The organism is Afipia birgiae 34632 (assembly GCF_000308295.2).
Lineage (GTDB): Bacteria > Pseudomonadota > Alphaproteobacteria > Rhizobiales > Xanthobacteraceae > Afipia > Afipia birgiae.
This window is the reverse complement of sequence record NZ_HG326653.1, coordinates 858,307-879,897: the sequence shown is the minus strand read 5'-3', so window position 1 is coordinate 879,897 and position 21,591 is coordinate 858,307. Positions and strand designations below refer to the sequence as shown.

The window sequence follows — 21,591 nt, the reverse complement described above, 5'->3', positions numbered from 1 at the left end:
CCGCCCTCCCGGCGGCCGGTTTACAGTTACAAAACATCCCGGAAAATTTACGCGCGATTCACGCAACTTTCGGGTTCCGCAACCGGAAGGAGCAACATTCGCGCGTTCTTAATCGGTTACCGCCAGTGTTGGAACTCGCGCATTCGGACGAGGCCAAGACCTACGCCGCCTGCGCTGGAGTGAGAATGGCAGACAGGGAATTCACGTCAAACAGCAGGCGGGGGGCGTACGGCGTCCGATGAAGTTCAATTTTGTATCCGCGAAAATGCGTCTGCTGCGGCTGGTCTCGCCCTTCATCGCCATTATCCTGTTGCAGGCCTTTCTTGCAGGCATGAGCCTGAGCATCCTGTCGTCCGTCCGCGCCTATGTCGGCGGCGAAAGCCTGTGGTCGAAAGGCCAGAAGAACGCCGTCCACCATCTCTATCTCTACGGCGAAACCGGCAACGATCAGCACTTCGAACAATACGAGAAAGCCATCGCCGGACCGCTGGGCGACCGCACCGCGCGTCTCGCGCTGGAACAGAAGCCTCCGGACCTCGCAGCCGCCCGCGCCGGTTTCCTGCTAGGCGGAATTCACCCCGACGACATCGACGGCGTCATCTGGCTGTATCGCTATTTCCGGGAGTTGCCGCCTTTCAGGAAAGCGATCACGCACTGGGTCAACAGCGACCCGATGCTCGATGAACTCACCGGCCTTGCGAAGCAAATCCAGATCGAACAAAACGGCACGCTGGTTTCGCCCTCGCAACTCAGCTCGCTGCGCGAGCGGATCGACCAGTTCAACGCCCGCATCGCGCCCGAGGCGACAGGTTTCGCCGAAAGCCTCGGTAACGGATCGCGGCAGGTCAAGCTCGTCCTGACCATCGCCAATCTGCTCGTCGCCGCGCTGCTGGTGGGTCTGCTGCTGACGCTAACGCGTTACTTCATGGCGCAGCGCCGCAGATTCGTGCATGCGCTGCGCACCGAGAAGGAACGCGCGCAGATCACCCTCGCGGCCATCGGCGACGCCGTCATCAGCACCGATGCAAAGGGCAACGTCGAATACATGAATCCGGCCGCCGAGCGACTGGTCGCCTGCCGCGCGCTGGCCGCCAGAGGACTGCCGGTCGCCTCGCTGTTCCGCATTCTCGACGAAGAGACCGGACAACCGCGCGAAAGCCAGATCGAACAGATTCTGGAAGGCGGCGACCTCACTCACCCCACGCGTCCGCAATTGCTGCAACGGCCGGATTCCACGTCCGTCGCGATTTCGATGATCGGAACGCCGCTCTACAAGGAGGGCGCCGTTGCGGGCGCCGTGCTGGTGCTGCACGACATGACCAGCGAAAAGAAATACATCGCCCGCCTGTCATGGCAGGCCTCACACGACAGCCTGACCAAGCTGGCCAATCGCCGAGAGTTCGAGCACCGGCTGGAAAAGGTCTTGCGGCATCAGGACCACCACCGGGACGGGCCGCACGCGCTCATGTTCCTCGACCTCGACCAGTTCAAGATCATCAACGATACCTGCGGCCACGCCGCCGGCGACAAGCTCTTGTGCGAAGTCGCCGTGGCGCTGCAACTGCATCTGCGGGTCGAAGACCTGCTGGCGCGGCTTGGCGGCGACGAGTTCGCGATCCTGCTGGGGAACGGCGACCTCGAACGCGCGGCGATTGTCGCGGAGCGGCTGCGACAGGCGGTGCAGGATCTCAACTTCGTCTGGAACGGGCGTCCGTTCACGGTCACCGCGAGCATCGGTCTCGTTCAGATGCGCGAGAACGCCACGAAGAATGAAACCCTGCGCACGGCGGACCTCGCCTGCTACCTTGCCAAGGAGAAGGGCCGCAACCGGATCCAGATCCACAATCCGAGCGACACCGAACTGCTGCATCGCTTTGGTGAAATGGCGTGGGTGCAACGCATTCACGACGCGCTGGAAGAAGAGCGCTTCTGTCTCTACGCACAGACCATCGCCGCCCTGCACGACACCGGACAAGCCGGCGCGCATATCGAGCTGCTGTTGCGGCTGCGCGACAGGGACGGCAATCTGGTGCCTCCAGGCGATTTCATTCCTGCTGCCGAACGCTACGGCCTGATGCCCCTGATCGACCGCTGGGTCGTGCATCACGCTTTCGATATTATCTCTGCGCGGATCGGCAGCATCGCACCGGAGAACATCGCCACCTGCGCGATCAACCTGTCAGGCGCAACTTTCAGCGACGAAGGTTTCATCGACTACGTCCGCGAGCAGCTCGAGCTTTTCAGCATTCCGCCGGCGATGATCTGCTTCGAGATCACCGAAACCAGCGCGATCGCCAATATCGACAACGCCAACCGCTTCATCGGCGTGCTGCAGAAACTCGGATGCCGGTTCTCGCTCGACGACTTCGGCAGCGGCATGTCGTCGTTCGGTTACCTGAAACATCTTCCGGTGAACTACCTCAAGATCGACGGCGGGTTCGTCAAGGACATGCTCGACGATCCGATCGACCGGGCCATGGTCGAAATGATCTGCCGGATCGGCAAGGTCATGGGCAAACAGACCATCGCCGAATTCGTCGAAAACGATGCCATTCTCCAGGCGCTTCGCGAAATCGGAGTCGATTACGCGCAAGGCTACGGCGTCGGCCGCCCGGAACCGTTCGACATGGTCAGCACCGCCGCACCAAATCTGCGCGTGGCCTGACCGCGCCGGCGGCGGGTAACCCTCTCATCGGCAAGATTCGTCGGAATCCACTTGGCGCGGCGCAAAAAATCAGCATTGTGGCCCGCATGACAGATGAATCGAAGACTGCCGCCAAAGCCGGTGCCCTGATCGTACCGGTCTCGCCGTTTCAGCAGAATTGCACGCTGCTGTGGAACGCAGCGACCATGCATGGGGTCGTGATCGATCCCGGCGGAGACGTTCCGGACATCCTCGCCGCGATCAAGCAGGCTGGCATCACGGTCGACGAGATCTGGATCACCCATGGCCATATCGATCACGTCGGCGGCGCGGCGGAACTTCGCGACGAATTGAAAGTGCCTATCGTGGGTCCGCATGTCGCGGACAAATACCTGCTCGACAACGTCGTCGCGAGCGGCGCCAATTTCGGCATGACCGGCGTGCGCAACTTCGCGCCGGACCGCTGGCTGAATGAAGGCGATCAGGTCAAGATCGGCGATCTCACGTTCGACGTCTATCATTGCCCCGGACATTCGCCGGGCAGCGTGGCGTTCTTCAACAAGGACATGCGTTTCGCGATCGTGGGTGACGTGCTGTTCAACGGCTCGGTCGGGCGCACCGACCTGCCCGGCGGCGATCACGCCACGCTGATCAGTTCCATCAAGGACAAACTGTTGCCGCTCGGCGACGATATCGGCTTCATCTGCGGCCATGGTCCCGGTTCGAATTTCGGCCACGAGCGCATGACCAATCCGTTCCTGAACCACAGCGAGATGGGCTAGCGAGGCGATTGACGCTCGTGAGGGAGTACTCACCCCTCCTTCACATTTGTTTGAGTGTCATTTTCCGAAGGAGACCCATTGGCGCGTGTAAAGTGAGTCGATGCAGCTTGAATCAACGATCATCTGTCCGGATTGCGGCCATCGCGCGATGGAAACAATGCCCACCGACGCCTGCCAGTTTTTCTACGACTGTAAGGGTTGCGGCACGCGGCTGAAGCCGAAGACAGGAGACTGCTGTGTATTTTGTTCCTACGGCTCCCTGTCCTGCCCACCCATCCAGGCACAACGGGACGGAGAAGCAGGTGCGGCGTGCTGCAAAAGCTGAACGTCGAGAACGGCGATCACGCCACGCCGATATCGTCTGCAGCCACGGCCTCGGCTCGAATTTCGGCCACGAGCGCATGACCAATCCGTTCCTGACCGACGAAACGGGTTAGCGTCCAGCGCATGTCATCCCGGTCGCCCCCGCGCAAAGGCGCGAAGCGCGTCTAACGCAACAAGCGGGAACCCACTCTTTGAAAGAACTGGATTCCCGCTTTCGCGGGAATGAACGGAAAGAGTATTCGTTCAACGCGAGCGGATCGTGCTCCAAACCCTCGATCAGAAATCTTCAGCCGCCAACTCGATCGGCTGGCCGTGCGGCGTGCGGTCGGCGGCGTGATCCCACGCATCACGATAGCGACGCAGCTCGTTCGCCGCCGCGATATCCTTCGCCGTCACCAGTTTCTCAAGCGTCGCGAGCCAGTGCCGGTAATAGGTCTCGCCGGTGTCGGCGTCGCCGTCGGCCTGCGCAAGCTTGATTTGCTGCGCCAGTGCGTCCGCCCATTCCGTCCATGTGAACAGGCCGCGCGCATGCAGCGCCAGCGCCATGGCGAAGGCGCGTGCCTCCCATGGCTCGCGAAACACCGGCCCCTCGTCGTCGCGCGGAATTCCTGGAACGCTCGCCGTGGCCTGCATCGCTGCGCGTTGGTCAATCGTCATTCGGCGCGCTCCAGATAGGTTTCCCAGGCGTCCACCGAAACTGCAGTGCGCGGATCGGCGCGTTCGCCCCATAACTCCGGGCCGGTAAAGCGCACGGTGTAAAGCTGCTGCGGATTTTCGCCTGTGCCGCGCGCATTGCTGTCCGCAAAGACATGCGCACCATGAAGCAACTCCACCACACCGGTATGACCCCGAACATAGCGGGGCAGCCGGACATGGCCTGCCGGATGAATGTTCTTTGCACGCACGCGGTCGCCGACGGCGAACAGCGGCGCCGACGTTGCGTCGCGCGCCGTCGGCGCGCCCCGGCGCAACATGCCGTCGACGTCGTCGCGCGCCAGGACAGCCACGTCAGCCTTCGGCGGATGCAACATGCGGCCGGCCTCGACCTCATCCGGCATCACCAGACCGCGCTCCTGCATCAGCCGCTCCAGACCCACGAGCCAGATCTGGTAGTAACTCTTGCCGAGATAATCCGCGGGCGATCGGTCCTCGCGGGCGAAACGGGACATGTCGATGTTCCAGCCGCCGGGCCGTGCCATCGCCAGCGTCATCGCCAGAACCCGCCGCTCCCACTCGCCATGAAACACCGGCTCGTTCGGCTCAGGCCTCACCGGACCGAAGCCATCGACGCCGCCCATGTCATGCGCGCCGTTCATGGTGCGGCCTGTCCTGGTAATTTCGCGAAACCGGTCCCGATCATGCTGTCGCGCGTGACCAGTTCCGCAAGTTGCTCCTCACTCCAGCCCTCGGTGCCGGCGGGTCGCTGCGGCACCACCAGATAACGGATCTCGGCGGTGGAATCCCACACGCGAATCTCCGTGTCGGCCGGAAGCTCAAAGCCGAAATCGCGCAGCACGCCGCGCGGATCGATCACCGCGCGCGACCGGTACGGCGCGGCCTTGTACCAGACTGGCGGCAGGCCGAGCACCGACCACGGATAACAGGAGCACAGCGTGCAGACGACCATGTTGTGCTGCCGCTCGGTGTTCTCGACCGCAACGATGTGCTCGCCCTGACGCCCGGAGTAACCGAGTTCGGCGATGGCGGGCGTGGCATCGGCCAGCAGGCGCGCACGATAGGCCGGATCAGCCCAGGCCTTTGCGATCACGCGCGCACCGTTGCGCGGCCCGACCTTGGTCTCATAGGTTTCGATCAGCAGATCGAGCGCCGCAGAGTCGACGTAGCCTTTTTCGGTCAGGACGGATTCCAGCGCGCGGACGCGCAATTCCGTCTCCGACAGTTCGGAATGATCATCATGATGGTGATGATGGCCATGGTGATGATCGTCGTGATGATCGTCGTGATGATCGTGATCGTGTCCACTCATGAGGCAAGGATAATCCCACCCGCCTTCGCGTGTCGAGAGCGCGAATGGCAGGTCGCAACACCATAATGAGATGTGATGCGGGGACGTTCAGTCTTTGAGGATAAATGTCACCTTCAGATTGACGCGGTATTCCGCGATCTTGCCGTTCTTGATGACGCATTTCTGATTGGCGACCCAGACACCTTCGACATTCTTCAATGTCTTGATGGCGCGCTTGACGCCAACCTGGACGGCGTCTTCAAAACTTTTTGGGGATGCAGAAATGAGCTCGGTGACGCGTGCAACTGACATGATTTTCTCCTGACATGGATCAAGACGTAAATCCTTGGCACTTGAGCAAAGTCAGCTTAGGCGCACCGCGAGGGGCGTCAAGATCGCAGGGCCGGCTGGTGCATCTGCAGCATGGCCGTCACCGCCGCAGGGCAGCGCCCAATACAGGACGGCTCCGCAGAATTACACCGGCTTTTGCTTGTTGTACGCCGCCAGCATGTCTTCGACCTTGACGCCGTTGATGGTCATGCCCTCGATCCGGCAATCCGTGAGGCAGGCCCCGGCCATATTCGCGTTATTAACGTGCAGGCCAGCAAGATTGGCGTAATCGATCCGTAGCCCGCTGAGATTGATGTCGTGCATCGTGCAGCCCGACATGTTCACATCGTCAAATGACGATCCCGAAACGTCCGAACCCTTCACATCCAGGCGTTGCCTCTGTCCTCCGTGGATATCCATGTCCGTTCCTCTCGATGAACACGTTCTGGCTCGTCTGCTGCCGCTGTTCGCGAAGCTCAGTTTCTCACCGCATAGAGCGGCGTTCGTAATGTGAATTGAACAAACGGATCCGGCGTCCAGGACACCTCGATCGTCGCCCCGAACAGCCGGTTGTCATTGTCATCCATCCGTTCGAGGTCGATCCTCATGGTCGGCTGGGTAAACGCCTTTGCCCTGATGAGACCACCGAAAATCTGGCCCCCGCCGAATGTCTGAATGCCGAAGCGGCCGGACAGCTTCCAGTTGTTCGGCCACTGATAATAGCCGCCGAGATACCCGACATACGCAGGCTCGACTTTCGCAAGCGCCGAGTCCACCCAGACGGCGGTTACGCGTGTGCCTGCGAGCAGACCCTGCGTTTCATCTTCGTTGAGCGCGCGATCGAGTTCGACAACCGTCTGGTTCGATGTCGATCCCAGCCCCGGCACGCTGTTGATCGATCGCGTCACGGTCGAGATCACCGTGACGGTGGCTCCGTCCTGCCGGATGACGTCGGCATTGAACCCGATATTCCAGCTATCGAGAATCATCGACGACCACGGCGAGATATCAGAGCGCGACGTGATGGCGCTGACGCCGCCATAGATCGAGAACCGGTCGGTAAGATCAATCGTCAGCGGCGCGTTCAGCATCACGAGTTGCGATCCCACCGGAATCGGCGAGACGAAATTCCTGAGCCCGATGGCGAGCGTATTGGGCGGCACGATCGCATAGGCCGTGTTGTAATCCAGGTAAATGTTCGGCTGCTTCGGGCCTGCCTTGGATGATTCGTCGTCTTCGTCGTCGCTGCCACGCGCCGGATCGAAGCAGCCGAGGACGGCAAGCAGCCCGAGCGCGGCACCGTAAAACGGTGTCCGGCCACGCTGGCGCTTACTCCTGGAATCGATTCTGCCCATTACGGCTCACTAACATGAACGCGCCCGCGAAAGTCCAGCGATGGTGCCGCTTTCCACGTCCCTTTTCAATGACCGTCGGGAAAACGTCTGGCTTAGTTCAACGTTGCCTTCAACGCGGTGGCGGCGGACGCATAACCACCGCGTGCGCCATCGACGAAATGAAAATGATCGGGCCGCGACGCCGCCAGGGTAAAGCATGTCATCAACGCCGCATCCTGGCGGTGCAGGCCGTAACGCGCCGTCCCGGCGGCCGCCGCAGCCGCGAGGCGGCCTTCCAGCGCGTCCGCCAGTTCGGGCTTGCAGTCAAGCACCATGCGCAGGCCGTCGTCATATTTCCGGAAATCCGAATTCTCGACCACCTGTTGCATGTAAACCTGTGGCACGAAGCCGCCGGCGGGAATGCCGAAACGAAACAGCACATAGGCAAACAGCGTCATGGCATGAACATTGAGACGGCGGACAAACAGCGGCCCACCGCGCTGCGCCAGCGCCTCATACTGAGCGCCCGGCGCCGGCCAGCGCAGCGACGGCCCGGCAGCCGGGACCGGCCGTCCCGAACCCGGGCTTCGCTCGACCAGCGTCACCACATCCTCGATCAGGCGGCGGAATGCGGCGCTGTCCGCGGATGCAGGCACGATCAGCATCGACAAGATGAGGCCGCGCTCCGCCGGCATCTCGGAAAACCGGCACGACAGTCCGGTGAGATCGGGATGCGCGCCCGGCGGCGCCATCGGCACCGCGAACTCGCCGCGCTTCATGGCAGCTTCCGCCCACGCCAGTCCGCCGCCCGAGAACATCGCGTAGGACACATGCGGCGAGGCCGCATAGCGCGCAACCCGCACATCGAGACCCTGCGCGCGAATGGCTTCGATCGGCACCAGCGCGACGCGCAGCGACAGATCGAGATCCTCCTTCACCCACGTTGCGGTGGCCGCCAGCGCCTCGCGCGCCAATTCTGCATCCTGCGGCGACACCGCGAAGCTCGCGCCGTCGCCTCCGAAGGCAAACGGGAAATCGCGATTCTCCAGCGCATTTGTCACGGACGCGATCACCGACGCGCCCGCCATGTTCACGGCCTTGTAGCGATTGTCCGCAATCGCCTTGGTCGACTGCACGATGTCGGCCACGCCAATGAACCATCCGCCAGGCAACGGCTGGTACAGCGACGGATCCATCAGATTGGCGAAGCCGCGAAACACCGGCATGGCGCTGTAAAAGGCGTCCCCACCGCCGCTGTCCGCATTCTGGCCGTCCGCTACGTTCATCACTTGCCATTTCTCTCAGGCGCGGGTGCTGCACAACGTTCCAAAAATACGGGCGCGCAGCAATACGGGTTCAATATTCGCCGCAAACAAATATCGGCGCGGAAGCTCCGCGCCGAGGATATCTGACGGCACTGCGTGGACCGGGAATGATCTCAGCTATGATGCCGGTGCCGGCGATGTCGGCGCGGAGCGGGCTCATAGTATCCGCGCGGCTGGTACCACGCATTGGCGCTGCATGAGCCGCCGACGCCGCTGGTAGCCGCCCGGCACTGGTCATAGGTGTAGTAGGCGCACACCCGGCCCTGACCGGCACGGCTATAGTTCTCCGAGCAGAACGGCGCATCGGCCTTGGCCGGCGCGGAGCCAAGCGTGATCGCAAGCGCCGCAACGGCAACCGTTGCCAGACTTGCAGTGGCTGACGCAAAATTGAGTTTCGACATGGGTGCCTCCTTGATGTCTTACTCTATATGGGCACCGCCTCCGGATTGGCTACCGGTTTTCATCACGGCGTCGCCGGAAGGTGCTACACTGGACCAAGCGGCTCTCCAGCAAATGAGTTCCGATGTCTCCCGTCTCTCTGATGCTCAACATTTTGTGGGTCGTGCTTGGCGGCTTCTGGATGGCGTTCGGCTGGGCGGTCGCTGCGGTCATCATGGCGATCACCATCATCGGTCTTCCGTGGGCGCGCGGCGCCTGGAATATTGCCGTCTACACGCTGTTTCCGTTTGGCCAGAAGGCCGTATCGCGCGAGATCTATATCGGCGAGCGCGACTTCGGCACCGGGATTTTCGGGTTCATCGGCAATCTGATCTGGCTGATCCTGGCCGGGTGGTGGCTGGCGCTCGGCCATCTCTTCACGGCGCTCCTGCTCGCCATCACGATTATCGGAATTCCGTTCGCCTGGGCGCATTTGAAACTTGGCGCCATCGCGTTGTGGCCGATCGGCAAGACCATCATCCCGGCCTAGTCCGTTTGCCGAAGGGCAGCATCCCGCATTCGCGGTATAACTGGATGGAGACTTTCCACCGCCGCGTAGAACCCATAATCTTGCGCGAATGGTTCTGGACAGACGTCGATGATGCACGGCCCACAAGCTCCGCCGGTTGCGCATTCGCTGCGTCAGGTCGCGGATGATATCCTGGCAACGGCCCGGGCCGCGCAAGACCAGATCCAGGAACGGCTCAATGGCGGTGATCCCAGCACGGCCATTCATGACCTTCGCGTCGCGCTTAAACGCTGGCAGGCCTTGTTGCGGCTGCTGAAGGATCCGGTCGGTGACGAGTCCGTGACTTTGCGCCACGAGGTGCGGCTCCTCGCCCGCGAGTTTGGCCGCAGCCGCGATGCACAGACCGCTCTCGATGCGCTGGCCGACATTGCAAAGCCGAGGGAGGCCGAGACACCCCCGCTGTCGAAGCGAACCGAGACAACCCTCACCCGGCGGCTGCAGGAGGCACGAGCGGCATCCGAAGCCGCACAGCTTCATGCGGAGGCCATTCAGCGCCTGCACGACGGCCTTGCGCGAGCATCGGTCTGCGTAACAAACTGGCCGCTTGAAAGCATCTCCTTTGACGACATCGTTACGGCGCTCGCACAATCCTATCGCCGCGCCCGGCGCCGTCTTCCGCGCAAATGGGAGGATGCCGATCCCGAGGACATTCATGATTTTCGCAAGGCCGTCGTGACATTCCGCTACCAGCTGGACCTCATAGCGCCGCTGTGGCCGAAGGTGTGGCATGCCTTTATCGACGAGGTGCAAAAGGTGCGTCTGCAACTCGGCAGGAGCAACGATCTCGTCGCTCTCGGCCTGTTGACGCAACCGAGACAACCATTGGCTCACTGGCGCTCGCGCCTGACGCCGCCGATCGAAAGCCGGCGGCAATTTCACCTCGACCGCGCGCGGTCGCTGGCCGGCCGGGTGTTTGCAGAATCGCCGCGATCATTCCGCAAACGCATCGAGGCCCTGGCGAAAGCGGCAGCGGATTTCGCCTAATCTGCCGGCGTTTTCCGGGCTCAAAGATTCAATGCACCGCACCATCACAACTCCCCGATCCAGCCGCGATCGGAGTTGTCGGTATCCGCCAACTCGGCGATAATTCCGGCAGCCACTCCGGGGAACGCTCATGTCGATGCAAAGCCTGACATCACCGGTCGCGGTCAAGCCGCCTGTCATGGTGGACCGCAGCAAACTTGCCCACATTCCCGGCGACGAAGGCTGGCCGTTTGTCGGACGAACGCTCAATGTTCTCGCCGATCCGAAAGGCGAAGCCGATGCGATGGCGCGGAAATACGGCCTGATCTATCGCTCGCGGGTTCTCGGCGAAACAAGCGTGTCGCTGCTCGGGCCTGAAGCCAATGAATTCATGCTGCTCGACCAGACCAAGCTGTTCTCCTCGACCAATGGATGGGAAACAATCCTCGGCCGGCTGTTTCCGCGCGGGCTGATGCTGCTCGATTTCGAGGAACACCGCCTGCATCGCCGCGCCATGTCGGTCGCCTTCAAGTCGGGACCGATGAAGAATTATCTCGCGCAACTCGATACCGGTATCGCGGCGCGCGTGGATCAATGGCGCGAGGCGCCCGGCCCGATGCTGTTCTATCCGGCGATGAAGCAACTGACGCTCGACCTCGCTGCGACCTCATTTCTCGGCACCGGGATCGGCCCCGAAGTCGATGAAGTCACACGCGCCTTCGTCGACATGATCGCCGCCTCCGTTGCGGTGATTCGCCAGCCGTGGCCGGGCACGCAGATGGCGCGCGGCGTCAGGGGACGTCAGCGCATCGTGGCCTATTTCTCGCAGCAGATTCCCCTGCGGCGCGAGAACGGCGGCGACGACTTGTTCTCGCAGCTCTGCCACGCGACCCATGAGGACGGCGCGCTGCTCTCGACGCAGGATATCGTCGACCACATGAGTTTTCTGATCATGGCGGCGCACGATACACTCACATCGTCACTCACGTCATTCGTGGCGCTGCTCGCGGCGCATCCTGGGTGGCAGACGCGATTGCGCGACGAAGTCGCCGCGCTCGGAATAGAGCCCGGCGCGCCGCTGCCGTTCGACAAGCTCGACGCCATGCCGCTCACCGAAATGGCGTTCAAGGAAGCGATGCGGATGAAGCCGCCGGTGCCGTCGATCCCGCGCCGCGCGACGCGTGACTTCAGCTTCAAAGGCTATGATATTCCGGCCGGGACGCTGGTCAGCATGAATCCGCTGTTCACCCATCACATGAGCGAACACTGGCCTGACCCCGAGACGTTCGATCCGCTGCGCTTCACCGACGAAGCGCAGCGCGCACGCCATCGCTTCGCATTCATCCCGTTCAGCGGCGGCGCGCATATGTGCATCGGAGTTCACTTCGCCTACATGCAGGCCAAATGTTTCGCGTTTCATTTCCTGCAGAACCTCAATGTCACCCTAGAGCCGGGCTATGTGCCCGCATGGCAGATGTGGCCGATCCCGAAACCCAGGGACGGATTGCGCGTAATTTTGACTGCTACCTGAAGCCCCGCGCGGGCCGCCAAACCGTTGACTCCGCGCCCCCTGTCAGACAAGCAGTTGGCAACCCGCAGCGGACAAGCGGGACGGGAGAAAACATGCCTAATTTCAACATCGCACCGGGTCATATCGGCCCCTTCGCCGGACTCGATGTGCCGTGGCTGCTGCGACTGCGCGCCGAAACACGGCGCGACCATCCATTCCCGATCTGGGCGCCGTTCGACGCGCCGTCACGTCCATGGACCTATGGCGAATTCCACGAACGCGTCGGCGCGCTGGCCGCGGGCCTCGCGCAACGCGGAGTCAAGCCCGGCGACTGCGTGCTGATCCATCTCGACAACTGCATCGAGATGCTGCTCACGTGGTTCGCCTGTGTCGAACTCGGCGCCATCGCCGTGACGACCAATACCCGTTCCGCGCCGGGCGAGATGGAGTACTTCGCCGGTCACTGCGGCGCAGTGGCCGCGATCACGCAACCAGCCTATGCCGAGTTGATTGCAGCGAACTGCCGCAACCTGCGCTGGCTCGCGGTGATTTCCCACGACGCCGGCGCCGCACCCGCGCAGGGAGACAAGCCGCCGAAGAGCGAAGCGTTCGAGACGCTGTTTGCCAACAGCGCGGACCGGCCGCGCCGTCCCGCCGATCCTTACGCATCGTGCAGCGTGCAATACACGTCCGGCACCACGTCGCGGCCGAAGGCGGTGTTGTGGACCCACGCCAACGCGCTGTGGGGTGCGAAGATCAACGCCGTGCATCAGGACCTGCGGCCCGAGGACATTCACCAGATTTATCTGCCGCTGTTTCATACCAATGCGCTGGCCTACTCGATGCTGTCGACGTTGTGGGTCGGCGGCACCGCCGTGATCCAGCCGCGCTTTTCCGCAAGCCGCTTTTGGACGACAGCGCTGGAGCATCGCAGCACCTGGACATCGCTGGTGCCGTTTTGCGTCAAGGCGCTGATGGAGCGCGAGATCCCGAAGAGGCATCACTTCCGGCTGTGGGGCAGCGCGATCTGCGAGCCGCCGACCGACGCCATCTTCGGCGTGAAAACCATCGGCTGGTGGGGCATGACGGAAACCATCACCCACGGCATTGTCGGCGAGCCCCATCAGCCCAACGTTCCGCTCGCCATCGGGCGCGCCGCGCCGGAATACGAGATTCGCGTTGTCGACGAGCACGGAGCGCCGACGCAGGTCGGCGGCACCGGCGATCTTCTGATCCGCGGCGTTCCCGGCCTGTCGTTGTTCAAGGAGTATCTGCACAACGAGAAAGCGACGCGCGAGAGTTTCGACGAACACGGCTATTTCATCACCGGCGACCGCGTGAAGCTGCTGGAGAATGGCTTCCTGCGGTTCGGCGATCGCGCCAAGGACATGCTGAAGGTCGGCGGCGAGAATGTCGCGGCCTCCGAGATCGAACAGGTCGTCATCACCGTGGCGGGCGTGCGCGAAGCAGCGGTGGTTGCAAAGAAGCATCCGATGCTGGACGAAGTGCCCGTGGTGTTCGTCATTCCGACGAGCGGGCTCGGCGGTGCGCCGCTTACGCTTCAGCAGGATATTCTGAGCGCCTGCAGGAACGCGCTGGCCGACTTCAAGGTGCCGCGCGAAGTGCACCTGGTCGAGGACATGCCGCGTTCGACGCTTGAAAAGGTGGCGAAGGCGGAATTGCGAAAATTGCTGGCATGACCCGGTGGCGCCCGACGAACGGAAAGAGGATATCGCGATGACCCAACCGAAATTCGATGTCGTTGTTTATGGCGCGAGCGGCTTCACCGGCAGACTCGTCGCCGAATATCTCGCCGCGCATTACGGCCCCGGAAACAATCTCACATGGGCGATGGCAGGCCGCAGCCGCGACAAGCTTGCGGCGGTCCGCGACGAGATCCGCGCGCCGAAAGACACACCGCTGATCGAAGCCGACGCCAGCGACCCCGCCTCACTGAAGGCGCTTGTCGCCCAGACCAAGGCGGTTTTGACCACCGTCGGTCCCTATCAGCTTTACGGCTCCGAGCTTGTGGCGGCCTGCGCCGCCTCCGGCACCGACTATCTCGATCTCTGCGGTGAACCCGCATGGATGCGCCAGATGATCGATGCCCATCACGCAAAGGCGCAATCCACCGGCGCCCGCATTCTGTTCTCATGCGGGTTCGATTCGATTCCGTTCGAGCTCGGCGTATTCTTTCTGCAAGGCGCGGCGAAGAAGCAGTTCGGCGCGACTGTGCACCGCGTGAAGGGCCGCGTGCGCAAGATGAAGGGCACGTTCTCGGGCGGCACGGCGGCAAGCCTGAAAGCCACTTACGCGGCCGCAGCGAAGGATCTCAGCATTGTGCCGCTGCTCAAGAATCCGTTCGCGCTGACGCCGGGCTTCGAGGGCCCGAAGCAGCCGCCCGGCAACAAACCGCTCCACGATGACGAACTCGGCATGTGGGTCGCGCCGTTTGTGATGGCGACGATCAACACCCGAAACGTGCACCGCTCGAATCTTCTGATGAATTTCCCCTACGGCCAGGACTTCGTCTACGACGAGATGATGCTGGCCGGGCCCGGCGAAAAAGGCGAAGCCACCGCCAAGGCCATCGTCGCCGCCAATGCCGCAATGGGCGGGCCGGGCGGACCGAAGCCCGGCGAAGGCCCCTCAAAGGAAGAGCGCGAGACCGGTCTCTACGACATCCTGTTCGTCGGCGTGTCGCTTGACGGCCGGCAGATCCGCGCGTCGGTCAAAGGCGATCGCGATCCGGGCTACGGCTCGACCTCCAAGATGATAGCCGAATGCGCCGTCTGTCTCGTGCGCGACGCCGCGGACGTTGCCGGCGGCATCTGGACTCCGGGCGCAGCATTGGGCGACCGCCTGATCAAGCGTCTCATCGATCACGCCGGTCTGCAATTCGCAGTCGAGACCGCCTGACGAACAAAACGCCTCCGTAGAAGCCCTGAGGTGCGCGTGAGCTTGCAGCCACGCGCAGCCGTTGCTCGCCACGGGCTCGCGGAATGCCGCGCGCGTCGTTCTCGGCGCGCGGGAGCGCAACCAAATCTTAGGTCTTGGATCATAAAAATCGAATCAAGAACGTGGCCAAGATCCTGCAGGCAACTTTGCCTTGCGGTCGAAGCAGGGCAGACGAGAAGAGAAGCCGGGAATTGAGCCTTCAGCAGCGTATCTTGCGACCCTCGCTGATTCCCGCACAGCCTGTAACGGCCGCAGGGGCGCATCCAGCTTTCACCCCGCCTCGCCGCCATTTGCCATGCGCATTGCTTGTCGCGCACGAGCGGTTTGCTTTCCCCTCCTACATGATCCGGAGTTTCTGATCTTGAAAATGAATCTGCCTGTCGTTGACGTCGAATATCCGCTTGGCGACGAGACGATGATCGTCTCCAAGACCGACACCAAGGGAAAGATCACGTACGTCAACGACCAGTTCATTGAAGTCAGCGGTTTTAGCGAAGCCGAATTGCTCAATCAGCCCCACAACATTGTTCGCCATCCGGACATGCCGGCCGAGGGCTTCGGTGATCTGTGGGCGACGCTGAAGAGCGGCAAGCCATGGACCGGCGCGGTGAAGAACCGGCGCAAGAACGGCGAATATTACTGGGTGCTGGCGAGCGCTTCTCCGATCTGGGAGAACGGCGCGGTGACCGGCTACATGTCGGTGCGCACCAAGCTGCAGTCCGACCAGCGGCGCGAAGCCGAAACCGTCTACGCCCAGATCCGCGCAAAGAAGGCCGACAACTACCGGCTGGACGCGGGCATTCTGCGCAAGCGTTCATTCGCCGACCATTTCTCGTTGTTTACCGGCTCGCTGCGCGCACGGCTGATCACCCTTGTCGCGACGCTGACGATATTCATGCTGGCGATCGGCCTGGTCGGCCTCGTCACCGCGCAACAGGCCAATACCCACCTGAAGCAGGTCTACAACGACCGGACCGTGCCGCTCGCCCACCTGTTCGCGATCAATGACCGGATGCAGAGCAATATTCTGTCCCTGTACGGCGCGGCCACCAACGGGCTCGCCAAAAAGGCGGTCGGAGGCGTGGAGACGACCGTCAGCAACAACATCGCCCAGATCGGCAAGAGCTGGGAGAAATTCATGTCGAGCTCCCACACCGCGGCGGAGCAAGCCATTGCCAACAGCTACAGCCAGAAGCGGCGGAGCTATGTCGAGGACGGCCTGAAGCCCGGCCTCGCTTTGCTCTCGGCCGGCAAGTTCGGTGACCTGTCACAGCATCTCACCGAAAGAGTGAACCCGCTGTTTGAAGCCGCCAAGCAGGACGCGGAAAAGCTCGTCGCGCTGCAGATCGATGTCGCAAAGGACGAATACGAAAACGCCCAGAGCAACTTCACGACCTCGATCATGGTCGCATCCGGCGCCTTGATCGCGGCGCTCGCTCTCGGCATCCTGCTCGGCCTGATGACGATCCGCGCGATCAGCCGCCCGACAGGCCGGCTCATCGAGCTGATGACACGTATCGCCCAAGGGCATTTCAACAACCGGGTCTTCATCGAACGCGACGACGAGATCGGTGTCGCCCTGCGCAATCTTCAGGCGATGCAGGCCAAACTCGGTTTCGACCGGGAGATGCAGAAGCAGGATGAAAAGAACCGCCTGATCCGCACGCACCGGATCGAGGAGCTCGTGTCGACATTCGAGGCGGACGTCTCCAGCATGCTTGGCTCGGTTTCGTCGCAGGCCGCCGAATTGCAGGCGACGGCGGCGTCGATGTCGACGATTTCCGAAGAAACGTCCCGGCAATCCACCACGGTCGCCGCGGCATCGGAGCAGGCCACGGCGAATGTTCAGTCCGTGGCGGCTTCCACCGAGGAAATGGCGGCTTCGGTCAACGACATCGCCCGGCAATTGCACGAGTCGAGCACGGTTGCCGCGGAAGCGGTCCGGCAAGCCGAAGTGACGAACACAAGGATCATGGCCCTGTCCCAGGCCGCCGACAGCATCGGCGATGTGGTCCAGCTTATCAACACGATCGCCGGGCAAACCAACCTCCTTGCGCTCAACGCCACGATCGAGGCCGCGCGCGCAGGAGAATCCGGCAAGGGCTTTGCGGTCGTTGCACAGGAGGTGAAGATGCTCGCTGCGCAGACCGCGAAGGCGACCGGCGATATCAGCGAGCAGATCAGCGGCATGCAGGCCGCGACGCAGGAGTCGGTGACCGCGGTCAAAGGCATCAGCGAAACCATCGACCGCATCTCGTCGATTGCGGCCGCCATCGCAGCCGCGGTCGAGCAACAGGGCGCCGCGACCAACGAGATCGCCAACAACGTGCAGCAGGCTGCGCGGGGAACGGCGCGGGTCACCAGCAACATCGCAAGCGTCAGCACCGCCGCACAGGAAACCGGTGTGGCCTCGACGCAGATGCTGGCGTCGGCGGACGAACTCAGCCGGCGCGGCGAAGAGCTGAAGAAGCAGGTCGACCACTTCCTCGATCAGGTGCGCGCGGCCTGAGCCGCCGCTCGCATCTTCCTAAACCCGTGCGGGCGGTTGCCCGCATGGGTCATAGATGGCCACGCACCCGTAGCTCAGCTGTATAGATGCGGATCCTCACGAACCCTTGCGGCGGCAACCTTCTCTTGCCGCCAAGAAGGCAGCAGGGCGAACGCGCCCGCGCAGCCAACCGCGAGGTGCCTCAATACCTACGACTCGCGATTTAGTCCGAGTTATCTCTATCGCCGAGTGGCGAGGGTATCTTTTTACCTTCGATCGCAATGAAGAATGTCGATCTCGATTCAATTTTTTAAAACCTTAACCCTAGAAATATCTCCTGCTTGAACTGTGCGAGTTCACGATCCAGACAACTGCGACGCATGAGCAGATCAGTTGTTTGGGCTCTGCCGAACCTAAGAACAGAGAGCAGCGCCTATGCGTTTGGATCATGCGAGCCACACGTCGGGAATCGCGAGAGCAATAGCGATCGTCGGGCTCAAACTCTGCGGCATCTTCGTGTTTGTCGCCGTGACCAATCCAAATGCCTTGACGTGGCCCAGCCAATACATCGAACAGGGGCGATGGCTCACGCTTGTCGTCTATCTCGGGCTCTGGGCCTGCGCCCTCACCGCCATCCTGATCGCTGCTTTCCAGGTTAATCCCTGGGTCAGATCGTTTTGGGCGGCGATCATCGCACTTTCGAGCGCCGCAGGTTTTGCCTTCTATCTTGTTTCCGGCGTGGAAATATCGATGTTCGATATCGCATCGTTATGGGCTGCGCGTCATGAACTCGGCCGTGCCCTCGAGTTCTACGGCTCGGCCATGGCCTGGAGCGCCCTGGTTTTCCTCTTCGGATTTATCGTCATTGCGGCGCCATCGGTTAGGCCCGGCGCGCCATTGCGACGACTGTTGCGATATCTTGCGTGGGCACCGGCGTTTCCGATCATGCTTTTCGCCGCGGTCATTTATGCAAAGGACGGCGGCGGACACTATGGCATGTCGATGCAATTCGCCCCGCTGTCCGTCGCAGCCTTGTCTGGTGCAAGGCTCGCAACCAAAGCGACGCCTACCCGTGAGCGGGTGACGTGGCGCGCCGACGGTCGAAAAATCCGGCACGTGGTTTTACTGGTTGATGAAAGTGTGCGCGGCGATTACATCGACTGGCGCCCCGGAAATCCTTACACCCCGGACATCGCCAGCCTGAAAGATCGCATCATCAATTTTGGACATGCGGCTTCTGGAGGCAACTGCAGTTCCTATTCCAATGCACTGCTGCGATTTGGTGCGACACGCCCCGATCTGATGCATTCTGTCGCGAGCAACGCGACAATCTGGGATTATGCAAAGACCGCTGGCTTCCGGACCGTCTTCATTGATGCTCAGGCAGCCTTCCTGCGGGGACCGGCCAAGCTGCAGAACTTCATGACGCCCGAGGAAAAGAGGGAGATCGACTCATTCAATGCTGTCGAAGAGACGGTAGCCCCGCCCGACCTTGATGACAGGCTTGTCGACATCCTCGCCGAGACGCTCAAATCCGATCAGCCGACGTTTGTTTATGCCATCAAGAACGGCGCGCATTTCCCTTACGACCGTGGATATCCATCGACGCAACAAATTTTCCGGCCGACGATGAGCGAGAGCGCCCGCGACGATGGGCAGGCCTTGATCAACTCGTATCGGAACGCCATACGATGGTCGGTGGACCGCGTTCTAAAGCGTCTCGTCGACAGTGTCCCACTCGATGATACGCTTATCATCTATACTTCCGACCACGGGCAAAATCTGTCGACTACGGCATTGTCGCACTGCTCCGTTAAAAACGCTGACCCGCGCGAAGCTCTGGTCCCGCTTTTTGCAATCACTGAGGAGCCCCGACTGCGCGAAAGACTTTCGGCCGGCGCCAAGACCAACTGGGGCTATGCCAGTCATTTTTCCGTTGCGCCGACACTTCTCGACCTGTTCGGTTTCAAACCGCAAGACATCGCAACCAAATACGGGCCGTCCCTGTTTGAGAAGCCGGAGCAACAGGCCGAGTTCACGTCGGGCGATATCTTTGGATTGATTTCCGAAAGAGTTCATTGGAATAAGATCGACCTGTCAAAGAGCTATATGGAGCGGGAAAGCCGAAAAGATGCTTTCTGACAATTCTGCCTTGCCGGCGAGCCGATAGCGGGCCGATCGTCAACGGGCCAACCGCACCACAACCCGCCACAGAGGCCGCGTCTCATCCGACACGGCCCGAACCGGTGATCTGAGACAGGGCAACACGGGCCCGAAATCGGGCTTCAAAATCCACTCCGCCCGTTGCCCGCGCGGGGCCAATCGGCTAAATGGACACTATTGCACCCGTAGCTCAGCTGGATAGAGCGTTGCCCTCCGAAGGCAACGCTAAGTCAAGTGCGGTGAAGGTGCGAGTCGAGAAAATCGAGGTAAACCAAGCGATTGGCAAAACTCGAAGGAAGCAGGAAAACCGCTTCCGTGGTCGCGGAAGCATCGCGGAAGCAAACGGTGGGGAGTGTGTAGAGTACGAACGGCGACAATCGGTGGGGCGTGAGCCCGCGTCGTTGCGCTGATGTGAATGTCAGATTCGAGATTGACCCTGTTCGGTCTCGGCCACTATCTGAAGATCAATGCACCCGTAGCTCAGCTGGATAGAGTGTCGGCCTCCGAAGCCGAAGGTCACAGGTTCGAATCCTGTCGGGTGCGCCAAATACCGCCGATTGCCCTCTAAAGCCGCCGATAACCCGCCGAAACTACGCATGCGCGAAGAGCGGAAGATGGTCCGTGCGCGAAAAAGCGTAGAAACTGCGGTGTTTGGGGTGAACAAGCTCGAATCGCTGACGGTGATATCGCGTTTATTATCCCGCGCAGCCCCAGGTCGATGGCTCAACGCTTTCACGGGTGCTGCTCGGGATTGGCATTGCCGGTTTCATCGGCACCAGCTTCATCAGCCGTTTCCGGAAGGATGGCCCCTATCGCACCTTGATTGTGATCCCGGTCGCGATGGCAGGCATTGCGGTTACGCTGATCCTGTTCGGCGGGCACCTCGCCGTCACCGCGACGGTTCTTGCGGCCTGGGGCCTCATTGGCACGGTCACGCCGGTCGGCTGGTGGACCTGGCTGACGCGATCGCTGCCGGATGACGCGAAAACCGGCGGCGATCTGCTGGTCGCTGTGATCCAGCATGCGATTACGTTCGGTGCCGTGATTGGAGGCGTCCTCTATGACATGAGCGGCTATCGCATAACATTTGCAGCCCGCGCCGGTCTGCTTCTGATTGCTGCTCTCTCAGCCATACTGACATCTCGGCAGAGACAAACTGCGTAGTGCGCTTGCCCCAAGAAATACCTGATATCTTGCACTTGGCCCGATTTTGGCAAAGCGTTCGGTTCGGACGGTGCACGTAATCGCGAAGGCTCGTGCGCGCCGGTTCGCTGCCGGCGCGTAATGTGCCGCGCGGTTCAATGACACGGCGAACACTCAGAATAGTTATCGAGGCTTGGCCGTAGCAACTGGTGCCGAACGGCGTCATCTGCCTCTTGTCGGCAAATTCGGCCACGCCGCCGAATTGCTGGCATCTGAAATCGGCTGGAGAACACCCTCGATCGTTAGACCCGTTCCCTTCGGCGTCATTACGATCCGCGAGCCCGAGGACTTCACTTCGTAGCAGCCTCCATCGGGTTCGGGGAGATCAACGCAGAAATCATCCGCACGAACGAACCATTTTCCCGTTCGCAGCTTGCCCATCGAGTAGCTGCGGACCGAGCCGTCCCGTTGGTAGACTTCGCGCCAATGCACTTCATCGGTGAGCTGCATATTCGAAAATCTGGCGCGTATCTGTACGCCCGATAGCCTCTTTAGATTTTCCGCCCATGTGCTCCCGCTCTCGAACACCAGCAGGGTCAGAAAGGTGATGCCGACAAACTGGATGATCGGTCTTGCACCACGTCCACGCACAACGGCACTTAGTGTTTTGGTTTGCACGACTTGAGACATATCT

Annotated in this window: 21 protein-coding genes and 1 tRNA gene; 13 read left to right on the top strand and 9 right to left on the bottom strand. The window is 61.5% G+C overall.

The genetic code is table 11. From position 1 onward, the window contains the following. Positions 1–238: 238 nt before the first annotated feature. The 4 genes from BN32_RS18175 to BN32_RS28080 all read left to right on the top strand — a co-directional run bounded on the left by BN32_RS18175 (position 239) and on the right by BN32_RS28080 (position 3,863). Positions 239–2,665 (top strand): EAL domain-containing protein, encoded by a 2,427-nt coding sequence (locus BN32_RS18175; protein ID WP_019198908.1) that lies wholly within the window; start codon positions 239–241, stop codon positions 2,663–2,665. 86 nt (positions 2,666–2,751) lie between these two features. After that, positions 2,752–3,426 (top strand): MBL fold metallo-hydrolase, encoded by a 675-nt coding sequence (locus BN32_RS18170; protein WP_019198909.1) that lies wholly within the window; start codon positions 2,752–2,754, stop codon positions 3,424–3,426. A 100-nt stretch (positions 3,427–3,526) separates the two neighbouring features. Beyond that, positions 3,527–3,751, top strand: coding sequence for a GDCCVxC domain-containing (seleno)protein (locus tag BN32_RS27825; protein ID WP_082773581.1), 225 nt, complete (start codon positions 3,527–3,529; stop codon positions 3,749–3,751). Next, positions 3,729–3,863 carry a hypothetical protein gene (locus BN32_RS28080; protein ID WP_283805253.1) on the top strand — a complete coding sequence of 45 codons (135 nt, stop codon included), beginning with the start codon at positions 3,729–3,731 and terminating at the stop codon, positions 3,861–3,863. Before BN32_RS27825 ends, BN32_RS28080 begins: the two co-directional genes overlap by 23 nt. A gap of 163 nt (positions 3,864–4,026) precedes the next feature. Here the strand turns inward: BN32_RS28080 and BN32_RS18165 are convergent, their stop codons facing one another. The 8 genes from BN32_RS18165 to BN32_RS18130 all read right to left on the bottom strand — a co-directional run bounded on the left by BN32_RS18165 (position 4,027) and on the right by BN32_RS18130 (position 9,106). Further along, on the bottom strand, positions 4,027–4,407 hold the full coding sequence (locus tag BN32_RS18165; protein WP_019198911.1) for a nitrile hydratase accessory protein: 381 nt from the start codon (positions 4,405–4,407) through the stop codon (positions 4,027–4,029). After that, the gene (nthB, locus tag BN32_RS18160) at positions 4,404–5,066 is read right to left on the bottom strand and encodes a nitrile hydratase subunit beta (RefSeq protein ID WP_019198912.1); all 663 of its coding nucleotides are present in this window, start codon (positions 5,064–5,066) and stop codon (positions 4,404–4,406) included. The genes BN32_RS18165 and nthB overlap by 4 nt, the downstream gene beginning before the upstream one ends. After that, positions 5,063–5,737: a nitrile hydratase subunit alpha gene (nthA, locus tag BN32_RS18155; protein ID WP_019198913.1), complete on the bottom strand. Its 675-nt coding sequence runs from the start codon at positions 5,735–5,737 to the stop codon at positions 5,063–5,065. The genes nthB and nthA overlap by 4 nt, the downstream gene beginning before the upstream one ends. Before the next feature lie 87 nt (positions 5,738–5,824). After that, on the bottom strand, positions 5,825–6,028 hold the full coding sequence (locus BN32_RS18150; RefSeq protein WP_019198914.1) for a dodecin family protein: 204 nt from the start codon (positions 6,026–6,028) through the stop codon (positions 5,825–5,827). Positions 6,029–6,190: 162 nt separating this feature from the next. Next, positions 6,191–6,466, bottom strand: a complete 276-nt coding sequence (locus BN32_RS18145; RefSeq protein WP_019198915.1) for a pentapeptide repeat-containing protein — start codon at positions 6,464–6,466, stop codon at positions 6,191–6,193. Positions 6,467–6,522: 56 nt separating this feature from the next. After that, on the bottom strand, positions 6,523–7,401 hold the full coding sequence (locus tag BN32_RS18140; RefSeq protein ID WP_019198916.1) for a hypothetical protein: 879 nt from the start codon (positions 7,399–7,401) through the stop codon (positions 6,523–6,525). A 92-nt stretch (positions 7,402–7,493) separates the two neighbouring features. Then, on the bottom strand, positions 7,494–8,666 hold the full coding sequence (locus BN32_RS18135; RefSeq protein WP_019198917.1) for a DUF3095 domain-containing protein: 1,173 nt from the start codon (positions 8,664–8,666) through the stop codon (positions 7,494–7,496). A gap of 152 nt (positions 8,667–8,818) precedes the next feature. Beyond that, positions 8,819–9,106 carry a DUF3551 domain-containing protein gene (locus BN32_RS18130; protein WP_019198918.1) on the bottom strand — a complete coding sequence of 96 codons (288 nt, stop codon included), beginning with the start codon at positions 9,104–9,106 and terminating at the stop codon, positions 8,819–8,821. A gap of 122 nt (positions 9,107–9,228) precedes the next feature. Between BN32_RS18130 and BN32_RS18125 the strand changes: the two genes are divergently transcribed. The 9 genes from BN32_RS18125 (at position 9,229) to BN32_RS18080 (ending at position 20,918) form a co-directional block, all read left to right on the top strand. After that, positions 9,229–9,633: a YccF domain-containing protein gene (locus BN32_RS18125; RefSeq protein ID WP_040426653.1), complete on the top strand. Its 405-nt coding sequence runs from the start codon at positions 9,229–9,231 to the stop codon at positions 9,631–9,633. Positions 9,634–9,741: 108 nt separating this feature from the next. Beyond that, on the top strand, positions 9,742–10,656 hold the full coding sequence (locus BN32_RS18120) for a CHAD domain-containing protein (RefSeq protein WP_019198920.1): 915 nt from the start codon (positions 9,742–9,744) through the stop codon (positions 10,654–10,656). 130 nt (positions 10,657–10,786) lie between these two features. Beyond that, positions 10,787–12,166: a cytochrome P450 gene (locus tag BN32_RS18115; protein WP_019198921.1), complete on the top strand. Its 1,380-nt coding sequence runs from the start codon at positions 10,787–10,789 to the stop codon at positions 12,164–12,166. A gap of 92 nt (positions 12,167–12,258) precedes the next feature. Further along, positions 12,259–13,845: an AMP-binding protein gene (locus BN32_RS18110; RefSeq protein WP_019198922.1), complete on the top strand. Its 1,587-nt coding sequence runs from the start codon at positions 12,259–12,261 to the stop codon at positions 13,843–13,845. A 37-nt stretch (positions 13,846–13,882) separates the two neighbouring features. Beyond that, positions 13,883–15,064: a saccharopine dehydrogenase family protein gene (locus tag BN32_RS18105; RefSeq protein ID WP_040426933.1), complete on the top strand. Its 1,182-nt coding sequence runs from the start codon at positions 13,883–13,885 to the stop codon at positions 15,062–15,064. 406 nt (positions 15,065–15,470) lie between these two features. After that, positions 15,471–17,612, top strand: a complete 2,142-nt coding sequence (locus tag BN32_RS18100; protein WP_019198924.1) for a methyl-accepting chemotaxis protein — start codon at positions 15,471–15,473, stop codon at positions 17,610–17,612. 420 nt (positions 17,613–18,032) lie between these two features. Then, positions 18,033–19,733: a sulfatase-like hydrolase/transferase gene (locus BN32_RS18095; protein ID WP_162161321.1), complete on the top strand. Its 1,701-nt coding sequence runs from the start codon at positions 18,033–18,035 to the stop codon at positions 19,731–19,733. 490 nt (positions 19,734–20,223) lie between these two features. Continuing rightward, positions 20,224–20,300: transfer RNA gene (locus BN32_RS18085), tRNA-Arg, on the top strand. 192 nt (positions 20,301–20,492) lie between these two features. Beyond that, positions 20,493–20,918, top strand: coding sequence for an MFS transporter (locus BN32_RS18080; RefSeq protein WP_019198926.1), 426 nt, complete (start codon positions 20,493–20,495; stop codon positions 20,916–20,918). A gap of 201 nt (positions 20,919–21,119) precedes the next feature. On the opposite strand, the gene BN32_RS26910 is transcribed toward BN32_RS18080, so the two are convergent. Beyond that, positions 21,120–21,587, bottom strand: coding sequence for a hypothetical protein (locus tag BN32_RS26910; RefSeq protein WP_156946995.1), 468 nt, complete (start codon positions 21,585–21,587; stop codon positions 21,120–21,122). Between the last annotated feature and the right edge of the window lie 4 nt (positions 21,588–21,591).